Source organism: Bifidobacterium amazonense (assembly GCF_018555435.2).
GTDB classification, from domain to species: domain Bacteria; phylum Actinomycetota; class Actinomycetes; order Actinomycetales; family Bifidobacteriaceae; genus Bifidobacterium; species Bifidobacterium amazonense.
In genome coordinates, this window is sequence record NZ_JAFEJT020000003.1 from 13464 (window position 1) to 37058 (window position 23595).

A 23595-nucleotide genomic window follows, 5' to 3' on the forward strand; every position below is an offset into this window, starting at 1 on the left:
GCCGCTCCTGTCGTTCGCTGTGCCGTGTTTGCCGTTGTCCGTTCGTGTGTCCGTTCGATTATGCGCCGTTTCGCGCGTTCCGTGGTCCGCTGTTCCACGGACGGTCCAGATTCAGCCGTTCGGCGATGCCTCGCAGCTCGTCCAGCGTCGACTCGCTCACCGTGATGCCGTTCGCGTCCGTCTCCCGCAAGGCGTCGCGCTCCTTGTCGCCCGGCACGCGCACGGGCTGGCCGTCGTAGGACGGCAGGGCGCGGATGCGGCGCTGCATGTCGTCGATACGTTCGTTGATCGGCGCGACGTCGCCGAAGATGGCCGGGTCGACCGCGATGAGGATGTGGGAGATGTCGTCGCTGTGCAGGTCGGCCGACGGCGGCGCGCCGGCGATCGCGGACGTGAGGATCTCGACCAGCAGGCCCAGTCCGTAGCCCTTGTACCCGGCGTTGGTCTCGCCGGCACCGCCGATGGGCGTGAGCGAGACGCTGCCGTGGTCGGCCCGCCAGTCGTGCACCGCCTCCCGGGCGTCGACGATCGCGGTGCCGTCCGGACGCAGGGCCAGCGTGCCCTCGATCGGACGGCCGGCGCGGGCGAGCACCTCGATCTTGCCGAGCGAGGCGGCCGTGGTGGCGCCGTCGAGCAGGAACTCGTCGTGTTCCGTGCGGATGCCGACCGACAGCGGGTTGCTGCCGAGGAACGCCCGCGCGCTGTGGGTGGGGGCCATGAGCGGATTGCTGTTGGTGGCCGCGACGCCCCACATCCCGCGGTCCATGGCGAGCCGGCTGTAGTAGCCGGCCGCGCCGAAATGGTTGGAATGACGCACGTTGACGATGCCGATGCCGTTCGCCTCGGCCTTGGCGACGGCGATGTCCATCGCGTTCGACGCGACGATCTGGCCCATGCCGTGCCTCCCGTCGTAGAGCGCGGACACCGGCGTCTCGAAGACGGTCTCGCCCTGCTCGCCGACGACGATCTTGCCGGCGCGGATGCGCTCGTCGTACATGCGCATCCGCTGGATGCCGTGCGACGATATGCCGTGCCGGTCGGCGTCCACCAGCGAGTCGGCGATGCGCGCCGCGTCGCGGGCCTCGAATCCGTACGCCTCGAACACGCGCGTGCAGAATGCCTGCGCCTCGTCCGCTTCGATCTGTGGCATGGCCGTCTCCTTCGTTGCTTGCGAATCCTGGTGGAATGGAATCCCCGTGGAATGGGGTGCGCGTACGGCGGATGCGTGCGCGCAACGTGTGTATGACGTGCGTATGACGACGGCGAGCGGCCGGTTCGCGGGGGAACCGGCCGCTCGGGCCGTGGTCGGGTCGGGTGCCGGTCGTCGCCGGCCGGCAGCGCCGTCTCAGTACTGGTGGACCGGGGTCTTCTCGCCGGCGTAGATCGGGATCGGCAGCTTGTTCTCGAGCGGGGCGAACGGGCAGGTGCAGTACGTGGTGAACGCGCACGGCAGGTTCCACGCGCGGTTGAAGTCCACGTAGGAGACCTGCTGCGGGTCGTGGATGTTGAACGTGAGCGCGCGGGCGCCGCCGTACGTCTCCTTGCCGGAGGTCGCGTCCTTGAACAGCAGGAACGCGATGTCGTCGGTGTCGGTGCGGTTGTCGAGATAGACGTCGTTGCCGTTCTCGTCCTTGCCGATCAGGCCGGACGTGTCGTTGTGGCCCTGGAAGACGGTGAGCGGGAACTCGAGGCCGGCGATGGTCACGTACAGCGTGCCGATCGCGGTCTCGTCGTGCGAGATGTCGCCGAGCACCGCGCTCACGACGCTCGACTTCCACTCCTTGTTCGGCACGTAGCGGGCCGGGAACACCCACTTCTGGTCCGGCTCGTAGTGCGGCACGCCCTCGAAGTTCTCGATGGCGGGGGAGTGCGGGTCGCGCACGCGCACCGCGTACGTGCGGGTGTCGCTGATGCGCTTGATCAGCTGCGCGCGGATCTCGCCGTAGTCGAAGTCCTCCACGTTCACGTCGGCGACCTGCTCGACGGTGATCGTCTTCGGCTCGGTGACGACCTCGCCGTGGTTGACGACCTCCTTGCCCGGTTCGGGCGTGTAGATCACACTGTTGCCCTCCTGGCGGAAGCTGCCCGGGAAGCCCTCGATCGTCTTCTCCTTGCCGTCTTCCAGCCAGTCGATGCTGCGCAGCGACAGCCAGCCGTGGTCGGCGGACAGACGCGCCTCGCGGCCCTTGTGCCATTCCTCCCACTCATCGGCGAATTCCTTGGCGGACTGCGCGGTGATCTGCTGGTAGGTGGTGATGCGTTCGACGTTCCACATGGTTGGGGGTTCCTTTCGGTTGGGGGGGATGAAGTGGATTGGATGGGAAGTTTTCAGTTCAGGTACGCCGCAGCGTCCAGCGCGGACAGCGGCAGGATCGGCTCCACCGGCGCGTCCGGCGCGGTGAGCTTCTTCTGCATGAGCAGCTTGTCGTACCACGTGCCGAACTTGTATCCGCTGCCGACCTCGCGGCCGATCACGCTGAAGCCGAGCTTGTGATGGAAGCGCGGGCTGGTGCGCGGCAGATGCGGGTCCGGACGGTAGTCCTGCGAGCCGTCGCCCGTCCCGGCCTGCGGGGCCAGTCCGTCGGCGCCCCATACGAGCCGTCCGGCCGCCGCGTCCGGCGACGTGATGTCGGCCAGGTCGTCGTCGGCGGTGACGGTGATGATCGCGTACAGGTTCACGTAATGCTGCGCGGTCAGGATCGACTCGAGCCGCGCGTACAGCGCGCTGCCGATGCCGCGGCCGCGGACCTGCGGGTCGAGGTAGATCGAGCTTTTCACCGACCACGCGTACGCGCCGCGCGGCGAGACCGGTTCGGCGAACAGGTAGCCGAGGATGCGCTCGCCGTCCTCGGAGCCGTCCGGCGCGGGTTCGACCGCGACGAGCCATGGCAGGTCGGGCAGGATCTCGCCGATGCGACGGCGAAATTCCGCCGCGTCCGGTACCTCGTACTCGAAGTTGATGGACGTGTGCTCCACGTAGTAGCGGTAGAAGCCGGCGATCTGCGCCGCGTCGGCCGCGGTCGCGAGCCGGATGCGCCAGCCGGCGGCCGGATCGGCCGTCGCGACGGTGTCGTCGATGTCGTTGGAATGCTGGGAAACGTTGGTCATGATGGTCTTTCCGTACTGAAACTGACTGTACCGAACCGACTCGTGCCGTCTACTCGTGCGTCGTGCTCGCGATGATGAGCTTGCCGGTCGTCTCGACGATGTAGATGAATACGAGATAGACCAGGATCACCGCGACGGACGCGTCGAACATGTACCGCTGGAAGCCGTAGCGGATCGCGAAGTCGCCCAGTCCGCCGCCGCCGACCACGCCGATCACGGCCGTGAGCGCGAGCAGGTGGATCACGGTGATCGACGTGACCTTCGCGATCTGCGGGATCGACTCGCGCAGGTAGACGGCCCACACGATCTGCGGCTTGGACAGGCCCATCGAGACGGACGCCTCGACCACGCCCGGGTCGACGTTCATGAACGCGGATTCGATCTGCCGGGTGAAGAACGGCGTGATGCCGACGATCAGCGGCACCACCGCGCCGCGCAGGCCGATCGCCGTGCCCACCAGGAAGCGGGTGAGCGGGATCATCGTGGTGGCCAGGATGATGAACGGGATCGAACGGAAGAAGTTCGTCAGCTTGTCGACGATCTGGAACACCACCGCGTTGGGCGACAGCCCGCCGGGCTTCGAGGTCGTCAGCAGCAGGGCCAGCGCGAGGCTGAGCACGAACGAGACGACGCTGACGATCAGGATCATCCAGATCGTCTGCAGCGTGGCGTCGTAGAACTCGTCCATGCGCACGGACACGTTCGGGAACAGGTCGGTCAGCAGGCTCATCGCAGCACCTCCACAAGGATTCCGTCCTGACGGAAATAATCGAGCACGGCGTCGCGCTGTCGCTTGTCGCCGCGGATCGTGATGACGATGCCGCCGATCGCGGATTCGCGCAGTCGCGACACGTCGGCGAACAGGATGTTGATGTCGACGCCGAACCGGCGCGAGGCGAGCGAGACGAGCGGTTCGGACACGCTGCGGGCCACGTACTTGCATACGGCGAGGATCTCGTCGTCGTGCAGCGTGAAGCCGGAGTCGCGTCCCTGCAGGATGTCGTCGACCTTGCTCAGGTTCGAGGCGGCCGTGACCAGCTGCTTGGTGATGTCCGCCTGCGGGTTCATGAAGATGCCCTCCACGGACTGCTGTTCGACGACCTCGCCGTTCGACATGACCGCCACGCGCGTGCATGTGTCCTGGATGACGGTGAGCTGGTGCGCGATGATCACAACGGTGATGCCGAGCGTCTCGTTGAGCTTCTTGAGCAGCGCGAGGATCGAACGGGTGGTCAGCGGGTCGAGCGCGCTCGTGCCCTCGTCGGACAGGAGGATGCGCGGCCTGTTGGCCAGCGCGCGGGCGATTGCGACGCGCTGCTGCTGGCCGCCGGACAGTTCGGACGGATACTGGTCGGCCTTGTCGGACAGTTCGACCAGCTCGAGCAGCTCCCTGACACGCGCCTTGCGTTCGTCGCGCGACAGCTTGGAGTTGATGAGCGCGAGCTCGACGTTGCCGGCGACCGTGCGCGAATGCATGAGATTGAATGACTGGAAGATCATGCCGATGTGCGTGCGCAGTTCGCGCAGCGCGCCGGAGGACAGCGACGCGATGTCGTTGCCGTCGACGACGACGCTGCCGCTCGTCGGCCGTTCGATGCCGTTGATGCAGCGCACCAGCGTGGACTTGCCCGCGCCGCTCAGGCCGATGATGCCGAACATCTCGCCCTCGTTGATCTCGAGGTCGATGTGCCTGAGCGCCTCGTGGCCCTCGCCGTTGTCGTCCACATAGGTCTTGCAGACGTCGGCGAACCGAATGATCGGCGAGGTGTCCGTCATGGCCGTGTCCTTTCCGTGGAATCAAGTTCGTATGTTGACTCGCTGAAAGCTATCACGGCTGCGGGGCGCGACGGGCGGCGGAAAGATAGATTGAGGTTATAGCGGGTTCCCAAGGTCTTGCAATCGGCGAAATCCGGCCGCATATAGGCTTTTCTTATACGCTGGCCGCGCCAGAGGCGATAACGGGAGGCGTGTGTCGCGCCCGTACGTTGTCCATAATCGTGTCCATCGGGCGGCCGGCGGGATCGTCGCGCCCATTCGCAGCCGATCGCGCAGGCCATACGGAGCGTACGGATCAGAGATCGTTATCGTTACGGATCGCGCGGATCGCATACCGGAACATCGCATATCGCGACATAAACAAACGCGACATAACAAGAGGGAAGGCACGCACATGTCAGCATCCAACGCATCCGGCAAGAAGGCCGGGAACAAGAACGTCCGATCGCTGATCGGGCTCGTCGTCGTCGCCATCATCGTCGTCGCCGCGCTATTGGCCGGCCGATTCGCGTTCGGCAAGCAGGACGAGACCGCCAAGACCGTCGTCAAGGTCGGCATCGTCACCGAGGCCGACAACCAGGTCTGGGACAAGGTCAACGAGATCCTCGACAAGGAAGGCAAGAACATCAAGGTCGAAACCGTCACGTTCCAGGGCGGCTCCGGCCTGGCCAACCAGGCCGTCGACGACGGCGAGATCGACCTGAACGCCTTCCAGAACAAGAACTTCTTCGCCACGCAGGTCAAGACGAACGGGTACAAGCTGTCCGCCATAGGCGACCTGTACATCTCCCGCCTCAACCTGTACTCCGACAAGTACACGAGCCCCGACCAGATCCCGGACGGTGCCAAGATCGCCATCCCGAACAACCCGGCGAACGGCGGCCACGCGCTCGAGGTGCTCCAGCAGGCCGGCCTGCTCACCGTCACCAAGCCGAGCGACTCGCAGTACCCGACCAAGAACGACATCACGGACAACCCGAAGAACCTGGTCATCGACGAGGTGGACGTCAACCAGATCCCGAACCTGCTCAAGGACTACGACGCCGGCGTGATCAACGTGTACGCGGTGCTCGACCACGACATGGACCCGACCAAGGACGCGATCTTCAACCCGGACCTCGACTACAAGGGCAAGGACTCCCAGTGGGTGAACGTGCTCGTGGCCCGCACCGCCGACAAGGACAAGCAGGAATACAAGGACGTGCTCGCCGCCTACCAGACCAAGGAGGTCGCCGAGGTGCTCAACTCCCAGTTCAAGAACGGCTACGTGCCCGCGTTCGAATACTGATCGCTCCTCGCCCGGAGTAAGAGCCCGTCATAAGAAAAGGTTGTATCGTTCAACCCGTGTCGAGGCGTACGATTCTCTAGACTGAACCACAGTTTGTCGTTTTGCCGTCGGCGAAACCCATCCGGGCGTCCCCGCCCGGGAGTCCCGCCGATCCGAAGAAAGGGAGCAATCCATGTCGTCCCAAGCCGCGAGCCAACGCTTCGCCACCCAGGCCATCCATGCCGGCTACAGCCGCCGGAACAATGCGGACGCGGTGAGCGTGCCGATCTACGCCTCCGCCGCGTTCGATCTGGAGGACGCCGCCCGTGGCCGCGCGCTCGCCGCCGGAGACCTCCCCGGCTTCGAATACTCGCGTGTCGCCAACCCGACCGTCGACGCCCTCGAACGGCGTCTGGCCGCCCTCGAAGGCGGCGTCGGCGCGGTTGCGCTGTCCAGCGGCATGGCGGCCGTCTCGTACGCGCTCATGTGCGTGGGCGAGGGCGGCGGCCGCATCATCGCCCCGACGAACCTGTACGGCGCATCCGTCGACGCGCTCGGCGACTTCCTGCCGCAGTTCAACATCCACGCCGACTTCGCGCACAATATCAACGATCTGGCCGAAGTCGAGTCGCTCATCGGACCGGACACGCGCGCGATCTACGCGGAGACCGTCGCCAACCCGTCCACCGAGATCACCGACATCGAACCGCTCGCCGAACTCGCGCACCGCCACGGCATCGCGCTCATCGTCGACAACACGGTCCCCACGCCGTACCTGCTGCGCCCGATCGAATTCGGCGCGGACATCGTCGTGCATTCGACCACCAAGGGCATCACCGGACACGGCAACGCGATCGGCGGCGTGATCGTCGACGCGGGCCGTTTCGACTGGACGAACGGCCGCTTCCCGCAGTTCACGCGCGAGGAGCAGGTCATCGCCGACGGCGACGGCACGCTGCGCAGCTTCGCCGGCAAGTTCGGCAGTGAGGCGTTCATCAAGCGCATCCGCGTCAAGTACCTGCGCACGTTCGGCGCGGTGCAGAGCCCGTTCAACGCGTACCTGCAGCTGATCGGACTCGAGACGCTGCCCGAGCGCGTCAGCCGCCAGGTCGCCTCCGCCACGGCCATCGCCGAGCACCTGACCCGCACGCCGCACGTCGTCAAGGTCAACTATTCCGGACTCGGCAACACGCCGCAGTTCGAGCTGGCCGCCAAGTACTTCCCGAACGGCGTCGGCCAGATCCTCTCGTTCAGCGTGGACGGCGACGTGAACAACGTGCGCCGCATCCTCGACGGGACGAAGATCTTCTCCTACGTGCCGAACATCGGCGACGCGCGCTCGCTGATCGTCGACCCGGCGAACATCACGCACCGCGAGGTGCCGACCGCATGGCGCGTGGCCGCGGGCGTCAACGACAACCTGCTGCGTCTGTCGATCGGCCTCGAGGATGTGCACGATCTGATCGACGATCTCGACCAGGCCATCGCCGGCGCGTACTGATCGGTTTGTCTCGGCATGGCCGAGACCGCTGCCGATTCGCCGCCATTCACCGTTCAAACGGCCGTAACTCAACAGGATCGTGGTTCTACTGTTGAGTTACGGCCGTTTGGCGGGGTTGGGAAGACCGTAACTCAACAAGACTCAGTTGCGCCCCCCCTGTTCGTGCGGAGAGAGCAATGAGATGACAGCCGGCCCGGATTTGGTGGCTGTCGCGTATGTGGATGCGCCGCGGAAGATTCATGGCGGTTTCCGTTTTGTTCAAGCCAAAAACTGACACGTGTAAGGTTCTGTCGGGGGTGCGGTCTTATAGTGGTGGCCAGAGAATAGGACAATTTCGATCAACAGCGATCAGGAAGAAACGAAGTATGGGTTTTCGTCGTAACCATAACGACCGGCACGCGCGTTGGACCAAGGCCACTGCGCTCATCACCGCCATCCTTCTGGGACCCCTCTACGCCGGCGTCGCCGTCGCCGACGACTCCGCCACAACGCTGACCCACCCCCCTCAGCGCTGATCAGGTAACTTCCGACACCTCCTCGGAATCCTCAGAACAGACTACTGACCAGTCTTCCGACCAAACTACCGACCAGTCTGCCGACGAAACAGACGAAGCTCCGGCAGTGCGGGCCGCCGAAGCCGGCTGCGATGCCGTGACCGATTACGACACGTTGAAGTCGTGCGTGGAGGCCGGAGAATATGCCGTGGGCATCGCCGGCATGATCGATGTCGGCACGCACGACGCCATCAACGTAACGGCGCAGAATGGAACGACGCTTTACGTGGCCGATGGTGCGGTCGGTGCAGGCATCACCGGCGGCAACTCGGGGAATCCCGTGTTTGCCATCGCTTCGCCGGGCACCCTGCATATCGATTGGCAGGACGGAGCTGGCGACTTCACATACACGGGCAACCGTCGTTTCGCCAATGTGAAGTCCGGCGCGAATCTGGACATTTACGGCGGTACGTTCCAGAACATCACCGCCGACAAAGGCGCTGTGGCGCTTAATGACGGCGGCACGATCGCCGTCCACAACGGTACGTTCCAGAATATCAAGACCACGGCTGACTATGGCGGCGTCTTTCATACGGCCGGCGGAAAGCTGACCATTGAGAATGGCACGTTTAAGAGCAATGCGGCCGAACGCGGCTCGGTGATCGCCAGCGAGCAAAGCGATACCGCGGCAACCATCACCATCAACGGCGGTACGTTTGACGGCAATTCCACAACTATGGCCGGCGGTGTGTTCATGCAGAACAGCACCAATGCCACTGTCACCATTACCAACGGTACTTTCACTAACAACAAATCCGGGTCCAATGGCGGCGTGATTCACAACAAAGGCAAGCTGACTGTTTCCGGCGGTATATTTGGCGGTGCCGTTGACGGCAAGGATGCCGGCAATACCGCCGTCAGAGGCGGCGTGATTTCGCAGGATACGAGCGTTGCCGTTACGGTAATCTCCGGCGGAACATTCTCGAAAAACACTTCGACCGGTGAAGATTCAGCCAGTGACGGCGGTGGCATGTTCTTCCAATCTTCTGGTGCTTTGACCATCAACGACGGATCGTTCACTGAAAACCATGCGGCACGAGGCGGTCTGGTGCGCAGCAATGGCGGTGACATCACTGTGCACAATGGCAAGTTCACTGATAATTCCTCGTCCATGGCCGCAGGCGTGTTCATGCAGAACAGCGATACGGCCACTATGACCGTCACCGGCGGAGAGTTCAAGAACAATACAGCCGGTTCCAAAGGTGGCGTGATCCACAACAACGGTACGCTCAAAATTTCCAGTGGCAACTTTATTGCCAATACGGCAAATGACACGGGTGGCGCGATTTCACAGGATAAAGGCACGACCCTTATCACGGGTGGCACGTTCTCTGAGAATAAGGTTTACGGCGCCGGCGGAGGCGCGATAGCGCAAGCCGGGGGCACCAGTCTGACCATCGTTCCTGACAATGGCAACACGATCATTTTTACCAAAAACGGCAAGACTTTCCCTGCTGATGTACTGGACAAGTGCTATACGGACAAGGGTGAAATGGACGGTTGCCATGGAGGTGCTGGCGGCGGTGGAGCCATCTATTCCACCAGCACTAAAAACGACACCAATGGCATTGATGGTGCAGGCAAAGGCAAATGGTCTGCAAACAATCGCATCAGTTCGGTGTCCATCCAAGGCAACGTGGTGTTTGATGGCAACTACTCCAATAGCTGGGGCTACATGCTGGGCGGCGGTGCTATCTACATGGACGGTAGTCTGTGGATCCAAAACGACGCGGACGGCAACAAGCCGATCTTCAAAAACAATTACGCAGGCGTGAAACAGCGTGAAACCAACGTGAACGGTTCTGTGAAGACCGCGTTGCGTGGCGGTGCCGGCGGTGCCGTTTTTCTGCAGGAAGGTGTCGTATACAACAACGAAACCGAGGAGGACCGCAAATACACGTCCAAGGCGTATATCATGGGCGGCGAATTCACCGATAATACGTCCGGTTACCTTGGCGGCGCTATCTACACCGAATCCGGCAGTGTCACCTATGTGGCTAAGGCTGTAGCGACCGGCAACACGGCTGGCCATTTCGGCGGTGGACTGTGGCTGTGCCCGTCCGGTACCGGTACGGCGTCCAAGGGTGGCAATATCGCACTGTTCGACAATAAGGTGGATAAGGATATCGACCCGAGCAAAGCCGACGGAACAGTCTCTAAAGAAGTGGTCGACGATAAGGATTCCCATAAGAAAACTTGGAAAGTCGGAGAGACCATTCCGAACACCAACAACCAGAAGGAATATCCCAACAAAGGCGGAGACGGCACTGAAGCGGGTGACGATTTCGCTATGATGAATCCCGCGTGGAAGAGCATCAATCAGACCACTTTCCAGTTGATGGATACATGGTTCACTGATCGCACCCAATCCGCGGTGTCGTGGTACACAGATGGCACGCCGGTGCGTGAAGCAAGTGGTTTCCAAGATTATTATCAGGATCCCACAATCGTCGTTGGGCCGTATGTCAATAGCTGGAACCCCTGGCATCATCTCGATGGAGGTGGCACTAATCTCGCTGTCACCAAGACCGGTGGACGGTATACAGGTTCTGCCGATACGAAAATCACGAATTACACTGATCATGTCCATGAGATCAAGCTGGTCCAAAATACCTCTGGGGCTTCCGGAGGTACCCTCGCCACGGGTATTGCTCTCAAGGCCACCAAGGCCGACGGTATGACCGACGCCGAGTGGACGGCCGCCAAGAAGGATGCATTGAACAGCGCGGCCGTAATACTCACCGGCAACGCAGCACGTCTGTCAGGTGGTGCGTTCGCCACGAACGGCGACGTGAAGTTCTCCACGCCGTACACCGTTTCGTGGGGCAAGGTCGATAAGGACAACAAGTCCAAGGAACTGTCCGGGTCCCAATGGGATGTGACGACCGAAACGAAGGAAGTTGCTGCAGCCGACGTTCGGTCGACCGCTACTACCGAAGAAGCGGCAATGATCGCGGCTGTCAAGAAGTCCGGTGTCGCTGGCCCGTACAACGTCGACTATTATCCGACGCTGTGCTCTGCTACGACTGACGAGGACGGCAAGGTCACGTTCGACTCCGGGTACAAGGCCGGTCGTTGCTGGGCTCCGACATTCAAGGATTATTCCGCGACTAAGACCAATGGTATTGTGACCGTCTCGTTCACGTCTGTCACACTATCCGCGGTTGTTATCGACGACACCGGCACCGGTACCACGTACGTCGGTTTCGATAACAATCCTGTCGGTGGCGGCTTCGATCTGAACAATCTCGCGCCGGGCACGTACACCGTCAAGGAGCGCGTGTCGCCGACCGGCTATGCGTTGAATACGAACGAATACAAGTTCCAGATCATCAGTGGTCCGGCGAAATGGATACCGCTCGTCAGCGACGGCGTCACGCAGGATACGGATAAGGGCTTCACCGATACGGATATCAACATTCCCGACGAAGTGCTGCCTGGTGTTTCGTGGAGTAAGATCGACGCCAACACTGGTGCGAAACTGGCGTACTCCGAATGGACCGTGACCAAATACGTGCAGGGAGGCGACGGCGAGGACATACTGGACACCAAGTCCCGCTGGATCGTACAGGATTGCGTCAAGGTCACGGACAAGGACATCGACTGCGCGAATCAGAAGAATAAGGGCGAATACCTTGCCGACCACTCCAACGACGTCGGCAAATTCAACATCAGCGGACTCGACCCCGGCAAATACCTGTTGCAGGAAACCGTTATCCCTGAAGGGGGATACTGGAATCCCGAAGAAGGAGACCGGTACGAATTCACGATTCCTGAGGCGAATGCGGACAAGACACAGACCGTGGTGCCGCTGACGAAAATTGGTACGAAGACCACCGTCACGGACATCACGAACACGTTGCCGCAGATCGCATGGAAGAAGACCGCGAAGGACAGCGGTGCGATCCTCGATCAGGAGGCGACCGAATGGACGATCACCGGGCCGGTCGCCGTGCTTGTGGACGCCGATAACGGTGCTGCGACGGACGCACCGGTCGATCTGGAATCGGTCACCGCGACGGTTGTCGACTGCTTGTCCAAGCAGAGTTCGACGAATCCGTGCGATAGCCAGGCCACTGGTCTGCAGACAGCTGACGAAACCGACGGAGATGCGACGAAACAGTATTACAACGATCTCGATAACGCGATGGGTCAATTGCGGGTCTCCGGACTGCAGCGGCCGACCGACAAGCAGGCCGAGCAGGGCATCCGCTACCAGTATGTGCTCAAGGAAACCAAGGCTCCCAGTGGATATCTGAAATCCCCGAAGGAGTACGTGTTCAATATCGGTGCGCGTAAGTCGGAATCGTCGCTGGACCTTGATGAAGCTTGCGTGAAGAGCGTAGGCGGCACGAACTGCATCCCGAACGCAAAGGCGACGGATGTGCTGCCGCTGACCGGCGGATGGGACGATCGTGACTGGATGTGGGTCGGCGGAGGATTCGTGGCCGCGGCGGCGTTGGTGCTGGCGCTGTCGAACGAGTATCGCCGGCGCAAGGCGGTGATCGCATGACCGCTTATGGCCCGATTGGAGTCCCCTAGTGTGCGGCGAAGCCTGCCAATTACAAGCACAAGGATTTTGCGGGAATCGGATTGATGAATCCGTGCCTCGCCCAAGCAACACATCAACAGAAGAAGAAAGAAACAGAAAGAGGTTTCTCATGAGATTGAGGAAACTATTCGCCGGCCTAGCCGCCGCAGCCACCCTGTTGGGCGGTCTGACGCTGGGGGTCGGATCAGCATTTGCCGACGAAGCCACGGGCAATGAAGGTACGACCGTCGACGGCGCGACCACTAACGAAAAGCTGCCGGTTCTTGGCACGACCCTGACCATCAAAGCCGATAAAGCGGAACAATTCCAGGGACATACATTCGCTTTGTATGATCTTGCTTGGTACGTGCCTGTTTCCGGTTCGGAAACAATTGAATTGCAGACGTCCAGCCGTCCATATGATTCTTCGTATACGTCCAACAAGTATGATGAAATCCGCCGCGCTATGGCTGTGGCGACGAAGGATAATGCTTCGGCAGATGATCAGTACGCCACCGAATGGAATGATGATGGTACTCCGAAGACCTATCGTGACGATGATCCGTTTGCTTGGGCCGCTCAACCTGATCTGACCGAGGCCGACACTGATACGAATGGTCGTATTGACCAGAGTCCTACGTCTCCTTGGTTTGGCATCACTCGTAAGCTGGCGGAGGCTTTGGATATCACTAAGCTGAGCACGCCGATGAAGACCGTCACCATACCGTCGAACTATACGCCGGAAGATGAGAACGATCCGTCCTACGTTATCAGTGGATTGCCGGCAGGTATCTATCTGATCGTTGACACCACTTCGTCGGCGGATAATGCAACATGGTCGAACTCGCTGCGCATGGTTGTCGGCACGGCATTGAAGATCAAGGTTAAGGAAACAGTCAAGGAGCTGTCCACTGGTGAAATCCAGATGAAGAATCAGACTTTGCCTATTCATAAGCAAGTCGTGAAGCCTTCAGGAGATGGATATGTGTCCCAGACGAAGCCTGATTATTCAATCGGTGACACCATCACCTATGAATTGACTTCCACGCTGCCGTCATATACCGGATATGACAAGCCGGGACGTGTTTATCAGATCGTCGATACGATGAGTCAGGGTCTGACGTTCGACAAAGTCGTGTCGGTTAAAGTCGGTACCGGAAAGATGACTCCCACCACGTTGCAGCAAGTCGGTACTGATACAACCGATGAGCACAAAGGTGATTACACCGTTACGTATGAAGGCGTGACGTACGATGCACAGCAGCCTAACCACCAGGTGTCGGATGTCAATGGCAAAGCTGGCACCAAGATCGTGATTGACTTGTCCAATTACGTGAATGAGACGAACAATGCCACTGAGCTGATGGATGGTGGTGCAACGGTGACGGTCATCATCACCGCCACGCTGAACAAACAGGCCGTCATCAGTGCTCCCGGCAATGCTCTCGGCAATCCAAACAAAGTCGATCTGGTCTATTCGAACAATCCTGAAGACGTCAGCGATAAGACCACTACTCCTGGCGGTGAAGTGAACGTGTACACGTTCAAGTTCCAAATCAAGAAGATCGACAAGGAAACCAAGAAGCCGCTTGCTGGCGCTGAATTCATCGTACAGGGGCCTGATCGGCTGTATCTGCAGAAGCGGACCGTTGGCAAGGACGGATTCGAATGGGCTCATGTCGATAAGGAACAGGCGACACATTTCGTTTCCGATGCCAATGGCATGATCGAAGGTCTTGACGGTCTTGATGCCGGAACGTATACCGTGATCGAGGTCGCACCGCCGAGTGGCTATCAGAGCACGCTCATGCCGTCGTTCAGTTTCACCATCAACCCGGAATATGAGCGTGATGGTTCCACCATGCCGGACTCGGCCAGCGAATGGGGTGACCATATGATGACCCAGGTCAGCTTCAGCTCGCCGTCCGGAGACCTCTGGAATCTGGTGTCGCAGGGAGACAATCAGACCGCTCCTGAGTTCCAGTACACGGTCGTTAACGTGAAGAACGTGACGGAGCTGCCGCTTACCGGTGGCGCCGGCATCATCCTGTTCGGCGTGATCGGACTGGTGCTTGCGGGCGGCGCGGCGTTGGTGTTCGTGTGGTCGCGCAGGACCAAGATGGCGCTGACCATGGCGTGACGTCGGTGATGCGCAAGACGTCTGATTCGGAATCGTTGGATTTCTGAGGGATGGCGTCTTGCGATGGGGGAGAGGACAAGTCCTGTGAACGGGGCTTGCCCTCTCCCTCCTTTACTACCCGGCCTACGCCGGGAGCCCTTCGCCGGAGGATGCCGGGGAAGGGTTACGTTTCGGATTTTTATGGGTATGAGATGAGCAGAACGGTGTTCACCTCGGATGAGGTGCGGTATTTGGCGTCGTTGCCGGTGGTGGCGAACGCCACGGAGACGCGGATCACGTATACGCGCGCGTTCAAACGGGACTGCCTTGCGCGGTATCTGCGCGGGGAGCGGCCGGTCGACCTGTTCCGCGAGGCCGGTCTCACTCCGGAACTCATCGGACGCAAACGCATCGACCGCTGCGTGGCCCGGTGGAAAGCCGAACGTGACGGCATCCTCGCCGACGTCGACGATGTAACCGTCATCGGCACAGTCGCGACGTCACCGGTCGTGTCGTCGTCCGCGACGTCATCGCAATCGTCGGAGACCGCAGCATGTCCGGCAACGGCGGTGTCCACGAAAACCGCAACGTCCGCCGCAGCGTCCGCAACAACATCCGCCGGAACTGCGTCATCCGTGACATCCGTGGCATCGAACGCACCGGACGCATCGTCGGCACACGGCAACCCGACGTCGACGGTCGCGGATCCGCTCGACGACGACGTGCGCAACCGTCTCATCGTGCAGCAGGTCAACTACATCGACTCGCTCGAACGTGAGATCGCCGAACTGCGCCGCCAACTGCGCGCCGTCACGGTCCAGTCCGGACTTGAAAAATAGACGAATCCTTCGGATCCGTACAAGGTCGTGCGCAACCGGCTGCGATGTCCCGACTGCGCGCGTAAGCTCGAACGCGTATCGCATGACGCATTCGCGAAAGAGGGGTTTCATGGAATCTACGGGAGCATCGCAATCGCACAAGACCGCGCTGATCGACGTGGGCGGCGGATTCCGCGCGATCTTCGGCGCGGGCGTCATGGACCGCTGCCAGGAGGACGGCATCGACTTCGACCACTGCTACGGCGTTTCGGCCGGCAGCGCGAACATGGTCTCGTTCATCGCGCGCCAGCACGGCCGCAATCACAAGTTCTACACGGAGTACGCGTTCCGCAAGGAGTACGCAAGCTTCGACTCGTTCGTCAAAAACCACAATTTCGCGAACCTCGACTACGTGTACGGCACGCTGAGCAACCACGACGGCGAATACCCGGTCGATTTCGAGGCGTTCGAGGCGAACCCGACCGGGTTCACGGTCGTCGCGTGCAATGCGCTGGACGGTTCGACCAAGTACTTCGACAAGTCGGACGTGCACTACGACGATTTCGACATCATGAAGGCGTCGAGCGCGGTGCCGGTCGCGTGCGAGCCATACGTGATCGACGGGGTGCCGTATTTCGACGGCGGCATCGCCGACCCGGTGCCCGTGCAGAAGGCGCTCGACGACGGCTACGACCGCGTGGTCGTGGTACTCACCCGACTCAAGGACGTGCTGCGCGAACAGAAGAAGGACATCGCGCCGGCGCGCATCCTGCGCCGCACGTATCCGGCGGCGGCCGAACGGCTGCTCAACCGCTACCAGACGTACAACGACGAGGTGGCGCTGGCCAAGGAGTACGAGCGGGACGGGCGCGTGCTCATCCTTGCGCCGGAGAGTCTGTACGGTCTGTCCACGTTGTCCAAGTCGTTCGAGGGACTCGAGCGCATGTACCGAGCCGGGTATGCGGCGGCCGAGGCGATTCCCGCCTTTTTGGCGAGCTGACGGCAGTCGTTTCCCGGAATAGTTGTGCTGGGGGTGTCTTAGCGCAAGGATTCCGGGAGGAAGGGCCTGATTCCCCGGAATCCTTGCACCGGCGATGCGTCTCAGCATCTCGCGGCGGCAACTACCGGTCGCCGCAGACCCGAAACGCGCCGCGCTCCGCCGTAACGGGAATCGATCTGACCTCCACCTGTTCGACATGAGCCCAGCGCGGGCCGACCTTGAGCCATGAGATCAGTTGCGCGACCTTGGCGCGGCCTCCCTGCGCCTCGACCTCGACCGAACCGTCGAACCGGTTGCGCACCCAACCGGCAAGGCCGAGCCTGCGCGCCTGTTCGACCGTGGAATACCGGAATCCCACGCCCTGCACCATGCCGGTGACGAGGGCGTGAACGCGAACGCTGTCATCATCATGGCCGGAGCCGCTCGTCATCATCCCTCTTCTCTCTCATCGAACCATCATTCGAGCGCCCATACGGACGCTCAACGAACCACGATCCGCAACCATCCGCAACACTACTTCCGCCGATTCGCCAACGGCTCGCCGTGCGCATACCGGCGTACGTTGTCAAGCGCGATCGCGACGATGCGGTCCTCGGTGACGGCCAGATGATTGCCGCCCGCCACGTGCGGCGTGATCAGGCAGTGCGGCTCGTCCCACAGCGGGCTCGAGGCCGGCAGCGGCTCCGGTTCGGTCACATCGAGGCCCGCGCCGTGCAGCTGGTCCTCGGCGAGCGCGCGGGCGAGGGCGCGCGGGTCGATGGCGTTGCCGCGGCCCGCGTTGAGCAGGATCGCCGTGGACTTCATCATGGTCAATCGTCGACCGTCGATCAGATGCGTCGTGTCGGGCGCGGCGGGCACGGCGAGCGCGATCACGTCCGCGTCGGGCAGGAGCGTATCGAGTTCGTCGAAACCGTGCATTTCGTCGATGCCGTCGGCCGGACGGCTCGCGTCGCGTCGCACGCCAATCGTATGCGCGCCGACCGCCTTGCACAACGTCGCGAAATGCGAGCCGATGTCGCCGGTGCCGATGACGAGCACGTTCGCGCCGACCGGCGTGAGCGCACGGCCGAGATCATGCCAGCGATGCTCGCCCTGTTGGCGAGCGTACATCGGCAGGTTGCGCATCAGCGCCCACATCATCGCGAACAGATGCTCGGAAACGGTCTGACCGTACGCGCCGGTCGCATTGGTGACCTGCACGCCGTCGGCAAGCACGCCGGGCGCGACGTACCGGTCGACGCCGGCGCTCCACGTCTGCAGCCATTCGAGATGCGGATACTGCGCGCAGTCGGCGGGCGGAATGTTGCCGATCACGGCCGTGGCGGCCTCGCGCAGGTCGGCCGGCACGTCGGCCTGCCAGCTCATGGTGCCGCGCTGCATCGGATTGCCGACGAACTCCTGACGCACGTCGGTGCCGGCCGTGGCCATAGAAAATGCCTGCCGCTCCTCGTCGGTCAGCGGCAGGCAGTTGATGATGACTTTCTTGCTCATACGGCCTATTGTAGGCCGGGACTTGTGCGGATTATCGCGCGGCGGGCTAGCGTGCGGATGCCGGGCCGGTCGGCGCGGCCGAGTCGGCGGGCTTGGTCTCGTTGGCGGTGAGCATCGCCTCGGTGATCTGACGATACAGCGTCTCGTAACCGCCGGGCGTGGCGCTCGGCAGCACGACGGTCTTCGCGTTCTTCGACTCGGACAGGGACCGCATCACATCGAGGTACTGGTTGAACAGCACGACGTTGTTCACGTCGTTGATGTTCATGCCCACGGCCTGCAGGCTCTTGATCTGGTCGACGATGCCGTTGGCGATCTCGCGGCGGTAGTTCGCCTGGCCTTCGCCCTGCAGGCGGGTCTTCTCGGCCTCGGCGGCGGCCTGCGTCTCGATCTGGATGCGCTGGGCCTCGGCGCGCTGGCGGGTGGCCTCCTTCTCGCGCTGGGCGGCGTTGATGGAGTCCATCGCGTTCTTGACCTGCGGGCTCGGGTCGATCGCGGTGATCAGGGTCTTGACGACGGTGAAGCCGAAGCGCGCCATCTCGTTGCCGACGGTCTTCTGCACGTCGAACGCGACGTCGTCCTTGCGGGCGAACGCGTCGTCGAGGGAGAGGGCCGGGATGGCGGAACGCAGCGCGTCCTCCATGTAGGAGCGCAGCTGTCCGGCCGGGTCGCGCAGCTCGTAGTATGCGGTGGCCACGTTCTCGGCGTTCACGCGGAACTGCGTGGAGGCGACGACGGTCACGAACACGTTGTCGAGCGTCTTGGTTTCCAGCTGTACGTTGAGCTGGGAGACGCGCATGTTGGTTTTGGTGGCGATGTGATCGACGAGCGGGATCCGCAGGTGGATGCCGGCGAACTGCACCTTGTGGAATTTGCCGAATCGTTCGATGATGTACGCCTGCTGCTGCGGCACGACGAAGATCGCCGCGCACAGGATGATGATGACGACGATGAGCACGATGCCGGCGATGATGAGACCGGGCATGGCCTTTCCCCTTCCAATAACGTCGGAGCCGCCTTCGGCTCCGACTCGTGCTTCCCATCGTATCAGTCGAAGCGCGTCTGAGGCAGATGCCCCGCCCGTCTGTCCACATCCGTTTACGCGCTCTTCAGATTGGGGGGGGGGGGCGTCTGTGTTGCGTCTGCGATCCGTGGTGTGTGATTGGCCTGTTTTCGAGTGCATCTTGCAGTTGTCTGTACCTGTATGTGGCAGCGGGGCAGATGCCATCATGGAAAACGGCGGAATTCCAAGGGTCGGTTCCTCGAACAAGCTCCGTCTACATCACACAAGTACCGACAACTGCAAGATACGCTCGAAAACAAGCCGATATTGCACGGTGGCCTCCGGCTTTACCATACTTCCGGAGGTGTTTGTACGGCCGGGCTGCGTTCTACCGCTCCAGCAGCTCGCGTGACAGGGCGGCGATGCGGTCGCTCGGATCCGAATTGGCGAGTTCGACACGGCCGGCCGCATCCTCGGGGGCCAGCTTGCCGAGTGATTCGAGCACCACGCCCAAATGCCGTACCGTGCCCTCGTTGCCGTCGATGATCGCCGCGCGCTCCGGCAGCAGTTCGCGGAAATAATCGCGGTAGAACACGAAATGCGTGCAGCCGAGCACCACCGAATCGATGCGGTCCAGATCGTACTGGTCGAAATAGCCGTGCAGCGTGCGCATCACCAGATCATGGTCGCCGAGCCGGCCCGACTCGACGATCTCCACCAGATCCGGGCACGGCTCCTTGTAGATCTCGTTGTCCGAATCGAAACGGTCCATCAGCTTCGCGAACTTGCGCTCGCGCAACGTGAGCGGCGTGGCCGCGACGATCACGCGCTGCGGAATATGATGCGGGTCGGACGGCACGTCGCCGCGGTCGCACGCGATCTTGAGCGCCGGCTCCATGCCGATGATCGGAATCTCATACGCCTCGCGCAGGTCGTTCACCGCGGCCGACGTGGCCGTGTTGCATGCGATCACCACCGCCTTGACGCCCTGTTTCACGAACCGTTCCACGATCGCGAAACTCAGTGCGCGCACCTGTTCCGGCGTCTTCGTGCCGTACGGCGCGTTCGCCGAATCGCCGAAATACAGCACATGCTCGTTCGGCATGTCCCGCGCGATCTGCCGCGCCACGGAGATGCCGCCCAATCCGGAATCAAACACGCCGATCGGTGCCGTCGAAGCCATAGCCGCCGTTCCTTTCCATTCCCTGAAATCTCAGCCGTTCCCTAGCGTACTCCGGCGCGGCGCGCGGTAGAGTGAACGGCATGAGCATTCCGCAAATCGTGTACAAGGCCCACGCCACGGGCAATGATTTCGTCGTCTACACCGACCCGACCGGCGACTACGAACCCACGCCGGACGAGGTGCGTTTCCTGTGCGACCGCCACTTCGGCATCGGCGGCGACGGCCTGATCCGTCTCGCCCACCCGCGCGACGTGTCCGATCTGAGCGCCGCGCAGGTCGCCGCATGCGAGGCCGGGGGAGCGGACTGGTTCATGGACTACCGCAACGCCGACGGCTCGCTGGCGGAGATGTGCGGCAATGGTACGCGTGCGATCACGCTGTTCGCGCAGCGCGAAGGCCTCGCCGAACCGGCCGGCGGCGATCCGTTCCGCCTCGGCACGCGCGCCGGCGTGAAGATCCTGACCTCGCTCGGCGACGTGCAGCCGTTCGGCCGCGACGTGTTCCGCGTCGAGATGGGCGCGTGGAGGATCGGCGACATCGACGCGTTCAACGTGACGATCCCCGGCACGAACGGTTCCGCGCGCGGCACGTTCGTCGACATGGGCAACCCGCACGTCGTGGCCGTGATCGGCGACGCGTTCGCCACGCTGCCGCAGGTCGAGGATCTGGACCTGGTGACCAAGCCGGTCGTCGAGCCGGAACTCGAGTCCGATCAGAACGTCGAATTCGTGCGCATCGACGAGATGGACGAGGCCGCCGACCGTGGCGAGGCGACGATGCGCGTCAACGAGCGCGGCTGCGGCGAGACACTCTCGTGCGGCACCGGACTGTGCGCGACCGGCGTGACGTTGCGCGCGAAGACCGGCATCAGCCACTGGGACATCACCGTGCGCGGCGGCACGTTGCGCGTCGACGTGAGCGACGCGGACGTGAAGCTCACCGGTGCGGCGACGATCGTCGGTCGCGTGGAACTGCTGTAACGGCCGCGGGCCGGTCAGGTCGGACGGTCAGGCGAAGATCGCGGCGCCGTCCTTGACCATGATGAGCGCGACGATCGCGACGATCCAGACCGCGTCGGCCATCAGATCGTAGTTGAGCCGGTAGTACGTGAGCAGGCCGCGCGACCTGCCGGGCAGACCCTGCACGGTGACGGTCGCGTGGCTGAGCGCCATGAACTGCACGGTCGTGGAGAACATGAGCGCCAGGCACCACGGGCACAGCGCGTTGATCACGAACAGCGACTGCGAGGTCAGCCAATACGAGTAGAGGATCGCGGCGAGCCCGCCCAGCCACGTGCACGCGGCGAACCAGCGCGGCACGCGCACGCGCGCCAGCCCGATCACGGCGACCGTGACGAACACGCTTTCGGCGGCGATGCCGAAGAACGCGTTCGGATAGCTCAGTCCGGCGAACTTGACGATTTCCGACTGCCACGACTGGGCGACCGTCGAGCAGGAGAGCACGCTGTTGATGTCGCAGTCGAGGATCTGGTTCGGGTTGCGCGCCAGCTGCAGCGTCTCCGCGCTGAGCACGAACGAGACGACGAGCGCGACCGCGGAGGCGGCCAGCATGACCAGATACGTCCACGTCGCCCCGTGACGCCATCCGCGGGGCTCGTCGACGGCGGATTCGACAACGGGTTCGGCGACGTCCGGCTCGCTGCTGTGTGTGCTCATGGTTGCTCCCTTCGGTCGGCGGGCGCGGTATAGCCCGCGCGACGCTTCTGTGGCGGCCGGCGTACGGCGGCGTGCCGTGCGGCGATCCGCGAACTGCAACGCCCATTGTATGACAAGGTTGGCAGTGCGCGTGGGGTGGAATTGCGTGCGTGCCGGGTGCGGATGGGTGCGCCGTGTTCGCTGGACGGACCGTGCATGTCGCGTACGTCTTGCGTACGTCGCAGGACGAACGGCCTGAAACCGGTATGTCTCCGGTATCTCCGGTATCTCCGGTATCTCCGGTATCTCCGGTATGTCTCAGCCCATACGCCGATTACGATGGTTGGTATGACTCGCGTTGACATTCCCTCCGCTCCGCCGCGTTCCGGCTGGGATCTGCACTGCCATACGGTGTTCTCCGACGGCACGGAGACGCCGGCCACGCTCGTCGTGCAGGCCAAGGACCGAAGCCTTGCGGGAGTAGGCATTTCGGATCACGACACCACCTCCGGCTGGCCGAGCGCACAGGAGGCCGCGCATGCCGTCGGAATGCCCCTGCTGCGTGGCACCGAAATCACTGCGGAAGACGAGCGCATCTCCGTGCACATGCTCGCGTTCCAATACGATCCGCGCAACCGGCACATCTGCGAGCTGTTCGCCAACACGCGCGCCTCGCGGCTCAAGCGCGTGCGCCGCATGGTCGAACTGTTGTCGCAGGATTATCCGATCACTTGGGATAGCGTGCTCGAACAGGCCAAGGAAGGCGGCAAGACCACGATCGGCCGGCCGCACATCGCCGACGCGCTCGTGGCCGCAGGCGTGTATGAGACGCGTTCCGAGGCGTTCGCCGACGTGGTGAGCACGTCCAGCAAATACTATATTCCCACGCCCTCGCCCAGCACCCATGAAGTCGTCAGGGCGGTGGGGGAGGCCGGCGGCGTGACCGTGATCGCGCATCCGGGCGATCTGAGCCGTAATCCGCGGCTCCTGTCCGACGAGCAGATCCTGCGGTTGGTCGACGAGGGCCTTGACGGGCTGGAAGTGTGGCATCGGGGCAATCCGTCCGAACAGCGGGAACGGTTGCTGGAGCTCGCCCGTCGATGCAACTTGCTGGTGACCGGAGGCTCCGACTGGCATGGCAGGGGCAAGCCGAACGCGCTCGGCGAAAACCTCACCGACGAGGCCACGGTGGCCGAAATCGTCCGCCGAGGCGCGATTCCGTTGTGGAAGTGACCCGCACAGGCACGGCAGGCATGGGAAAGGGGCCGGTCCTCTGGTGACGAGGCCGGCCCCTGCTGTTGCCATGAGGAGGATCAGAGCGCGCCGAAGCCGACGGCGTGCTTGGTTTCCGAGCCGACGATCGCATAGCCGAGCGCGTCGGCCGGCACGATGATGCGACGGCCCTTGTCGTCGGTCAGTTCGATCGGCTGATGCTCGGCGACGGCCTTGCCGATCACCGCGTTCACCTCGTCGGCGTCCTGCTCGGTGCTGAACGTGACGGTGCGCGCCACATTGCGGATGCCCAGTTCGATATCCATGAGTGCTCCTTGTCTTGTGCGTCGCCGGCGTGCTGCCGGCGTTCGCTGGAT

General features: G+C 62.5%; 19 protein-coding genes. 8 read left to right on the forward strand and 11 right to left on the reverse strand.

The window, feature by feature from the left end; all coding sequences use genetic code 11:
- Positions 1-58 precede the first annotated feature (58 nt).
- The 5 genes from JS533_RS01190 to JS533_RS01210 all read right to left on the reverse strand — a co-directional run bounded on the left by JS533_RS01190 (position 59) and on the right by JS533_RS01210 (position 4884).
- Entirely contained in the window at positions 59-1150 is a 1092-nt protein-coding gene (locus JS533_RS01190) for an Ldh family oxidoreductase (RefSeq protein WP_241512747.1), read from the reverse strand.
- A 195-nt stretch (positions 1151-1345) separates the two neighbouring features.
- Positions 1346-2275, reverse strand: a complete 930-nt coding sequence (locus tag JS533_RS01195) for a DUF1684 domain-containing protein (RefSeq protein WP_241512748.1) — start codon at positions 2273-2275, stop codon at positions 1346-1348.
- 53 nt (positions 2276-2328) lie between these two features.
- Complete coding sequence (locus JS533_RS01200) at positions 2329-3108, reverse strand: GNAT family N-acetyltransferase (RefSeq protein WP_241512749.1); 780 nt, start codon at positions 3106-3108, stop codon at positions 2329-2331.
- 49 nt (positions 3109-3157) lie between these two features.
- Positions 3158-3838, reverse strand: coding sequence for a methionine ABC transporter permease (locus JS533_RS01205; RefSeq protein ID WP_241512750.1), 681 nt, complete (start codon positions 3836-3838; stop codon positions 3158-3160).
- On the reverse strand, positions 3835-4884 hold the full coding sequence (locus JS533_RS01210) for a methionine ABC transporter ATP-binding protein (RefSeq protein ID WP_241512751.1): 1050 nt from the start codon (positions 4882-4884) through the stop codon (positions 3835-3837). The genes JS533_RS01205 and JS533_RS01210 overlap by 4 nt, the downstream gene beginning before the upstream one ends.
- Before the next feature lie 394 nt (positions 4885-5278).
- On the opposite strand from JS533_RS01210, the gene JS533_RS01215 reads away from it, so the two are divergent.
- The 6 genes from JS533_RS01215 (at position 5279) to JS533_RS01240 (ending at position 16674) form a co-directional block, all read left to right on the forward strand.
- The gene (locus JS533_RS01215) at positions 5279-6172 is read left to right on the forward strand and encodes a MetQ/NlpA family ABC transporter substrate-binding protein (protein ID WP_241512752.1); all 894 of its coding nucleotides are present in this window, start codon (positions 5279-5281) and stop codon (positions 6170-6172) included.
- 172 nt (positions 6173-6344) lie between these two features.
- Positions 6345-7652, forward strand: a complete 1308-nt coding sequence (locus JS533_RS01220; protein ID WP_241512753.1) for an O-acetylhomoserine aminocarboxypropyltransferase/cysteine synthase family protein — start codon at positions 6345-6347, stop codon at positions 7650-7652.
- 621 nt (positions 7653-8273) lie between these two features.
- Positions 8274-12719, forward strand: coding sequence for a SpaA isopeptide-forming pilin-related protein (locus tag JS533_RS13755; protein WP_241512754.1), 4446 nt, complete (start codon positions 8274-8276; stop codon positions 12717-12719).
- Between the two features lie 148 nt (positions 12720-12867).
- Positions 12868-14877 (forward strand): isopeptide-forming domain-containing fimbrial protein, encoded by a 2010-nt coding sequence (locus JS533_RS01230; protein WP_241512755.1) that lies wholly within the window; start codon positions 12868-12870, stop codon positions 14875-14877.
- A 191-nt stretch (positions 14878-15068) separates the two neighbouring features.
- Positions 15069-15695: a hypothetical protein gene (locus tag JS533_RS01235; protein WP_241512756.1), complete on the forward strand. Its 627-nt coding sequence runs from the start codon at positions 15069-15071 to the stop codon at positions 15693-15695.
- Between the two features lie 109 nt (positions 15696-15804).
- The gene (locus JS533_RS01240) at positions 15805-16674 is read left to right on the forward strand and encodes a patatin-like phospholipase family protein (RefSeq protein WP_241512757.1); all 870 of its coding nucleotides are present in this window, start codon (positions 15805-15807) and stop codon (positions 16672-16674) included.
- A gap of 121 nt (positions 16675-16795) precedes the next feature.
- Here JS533_RS01240 and yccX read toward each other — a convergent pair whose 3' ends face one another.
- The 4 genes from yccX to murI form a co-directional block, all read right to left on the reverse strand.
- Complete coding sequence (gene yccX / locus JS533_RS01245) at positions 16796-17104, reverse strand: acylphosphatase (RefSeq protein ID WP_241512796.1); 309 nt, start codon at positions 17102-17104, stop codon at positions 16796-16798.
- A gap of 83 nt (positions 17105-17187) precedes the next feature.
- The gene (locus tag JS533_RS01250) at positions 17188-18165 is read right to left on the reverse strand and encodes a D-2-hydroxyacid dehydrogenase (RefSeq protein ID WP_241512758.1); all 978 of its coding nucleotides are present in this window, start codon (positions 18163-18165) and stop codon (positions 17188-17190) included.
- 46 nt (positions 18166-18211) lie between these two features.
- The gene (locus tag JS533_RS01255) at positions 18212-19150 is read right to left on the reverse strand and encodes an SPFH domain-containing protein (RefSeq protein ID WP_241512759.1); all 939 of its coding nucleotides are present in this window, start codon (positions 19148-19150) and stop codon (positions 18212-18214) included.
- Positions 19151-19556: 406 nt separating this feature from the next.
- On the reverse strand, positions 19557-20351 hold the full coding sequence (murI, locus tag JS533_RS01260) for a glutamate racemase (protein WP_241512760.1): 795 nt from the start codon (positions 20349-20351) through the stop codon (positions 19557-19559).
- An 80-nt stretch (positions 20352-20431) separates the two neighbouring features.
- Here murI and dapF point away from each other — a divergent pair, with 80 nt between their 5' ends.
- The gene (gene dapF / locus JS533_RS01265) at positions 20432-21331 is read left to right on the forward strand and encodes a diaminopimelate epimerase (RefSeq protein WP_241512761.1); all 900 of its coding nucleotides are present in this window, start codon (positions 20432-20434) and stop codon (positions 21329-21331) included.
- Between the two features lie 27 nt (positions 21332-21358).
- Here dapF and JS533_RS01270 read toward each other — a convergent pair whose 3' ends face one another.
- Entirely contained in the window at positions 21359-22027 is a 669-nt protein-coding gene (locus JS533_RS01270; RefSeq protein WP_241512762.1) for a vitamin K epoxide reductase family protein, read from the reverse strand.
- 318 nt (positions 22028-22345) lie between these two features.
- On the opposite strand from JS533_RS01270, the gene JS533_RS01275 reads away from it, so the two are divergent.
- A complete protein-coding gene (locus JS533_RS01275) occupies positions 22346-23239 on the forward strand; it encodes a PHP domain-containing protein (protein ID WP_241512763.1) in 894 nt (297 codons plus the stop codon).
- A gap of 80 nt (positions 23240-23319) precedes the next feature.
- Here JS533_RS01275 and JS533_RS01280 read toward each other — a convergent pair whose 3' ends face one another.
- The gene (locus JS533_RS01280) at positions 23320-23544 is read right to left on the reverse strand and encodes a DUF3107 domain-containing protein (protein ID WP_241512764.1); all 225 of its coding nucleotides are present in this window, start codon (positions 23542-23544) and stop codon (positions 23320-23322) included.
- Between the last annotated feature and the right edge of the window lie 51 nt (positions 23545-23595).

Excerpts from the sequence above, each read along its gene's own strand:
- JS533_RS01210 (WP_241512751.1), bottom strand. The coding sequence starts at position 4,884 with ATGACGGACACCTCGCCGATCATTCGGTTCGCCGACGTCTGCAAGACC.
- JS533_RS01220 (WP_241512753.1), top strand. The coding sequence starts at position 6,345 with ATGTCGTCCCAAGCCGCGAGCCAACGCTTCGCCACCCAGGCCATCCAT.
- yccX (WP_241512796.1), bottom strand. The coding sequence starts at position 17,104 with ATGACGAGCGGCTCCGGCCATGATGATGACAGCGTTCGCGTTCACGCC.
- JS533_RS01195 (WP_241512748.1), bottom strand. The coding sequence starts at position 2,275 with ATGTGGAACGTCGAACGCATCACCACCTACCAGCAGATCACCGCGCAG.
- JS533_RS01275 (WP_241512763.1), top strand. The coding sequence starts at position 22,346 with ATGGTTGGTATGACTCGCGTTGACATTCCCTCCGCTCCGCCGCGTTCC.
- murI (WP_241512760.1), bottom strand. The coding sequence starts at position 20,351 with ATGGCTTCGACGGCACCGATCGGCGTGTTTGATTCCGGATTGGGCGGC.
- JS533_RS01250 (WP_241512758.1), bottom strand. The coding sequence starts at position 18,165 with ATGAGCAAGAAAGTCATCATCAACTGCCTGCCGCTGACCGACGAGGAG.
- JS533_RS01235 (WP_241512756.1), top strand. The coding sequence starts at position 15,069 with ATGAGCAGAACGGTGTTCACCTCGGATGAGGTGCGGTATTTGGCGTCG.
- JS533_RS01215 (WP_241512752.1), top strand. The coding sequence starts at position 5,279 with ATGTCAGCATCCAACGCATCCGGCAAGAAGGCCGGGAACAAGAACGTC.
- JS533_RS01230 (WP_241512755.1), top strand. The coding sequence starts at position 12,868 with ATGAGATTGAGGAAACTATTCGCCGGCCTAGCCGCCGCAGCCACCCTG.
- dapF (WP_241512761.1), top strand. The coding sequence starts at position 20,432 with ATGAGCATTCCGCAAATCGTGTACAAGGCCCACGCCACGGGCAATGAT.
- JS533_RS01270 (WP_241512762.1), bottom strand. The coding sequence starts at position 22,027 with ATGAGCACACACAGCAGCGAGCCGGACGTCGCCGAACCCGTTGTCGAA.
- JS533_RS01255 (WP_241512759.1), bottom strand. The coding sequence starts at position 19,150 with ATGCCCGGTCTCATCATCGCCGGCATCGTGCTCATCGTCGTCATCATC.
- JS533_RS01205 (WP_241512750.1), bottom strand. The coding sequence starts at position 3,838 with ATGAGCCTGCTGACCGACCTGTTCCCGAACGTGTCCGTGCGCATGGAC.
- JS533_RS01200 (WP_241512749.1), bottom strand. The coding sequence starts at position 3,108 with ATGACCAACGTTTCCCAGCATTCCAACGACATCGACGACACCGTCGCG.
- JS533_RS01280 (WP_241512764.1), bottom strand. The coding sequence starts at position 23,544 with ATGGATATCGAACTGGGCATCCGCAATGTGGCGCGCACCGTCACGTTC.
- JS533_RS01240 (WP_241512757.1), top strand. The coding sequence starts at position 15,805 with ATGGAATCTACGGGAGCATCGCAATCGCACAAGACCGCGCTGATCGAC.
- JS533_RS01190 (WP_241512747.1), bottom strand. The coding sequence starts at position 1,150 with ATGCCACAGATCGAAGCGGACGAGGCGCAGGCATTCTGCACGCGCGTG.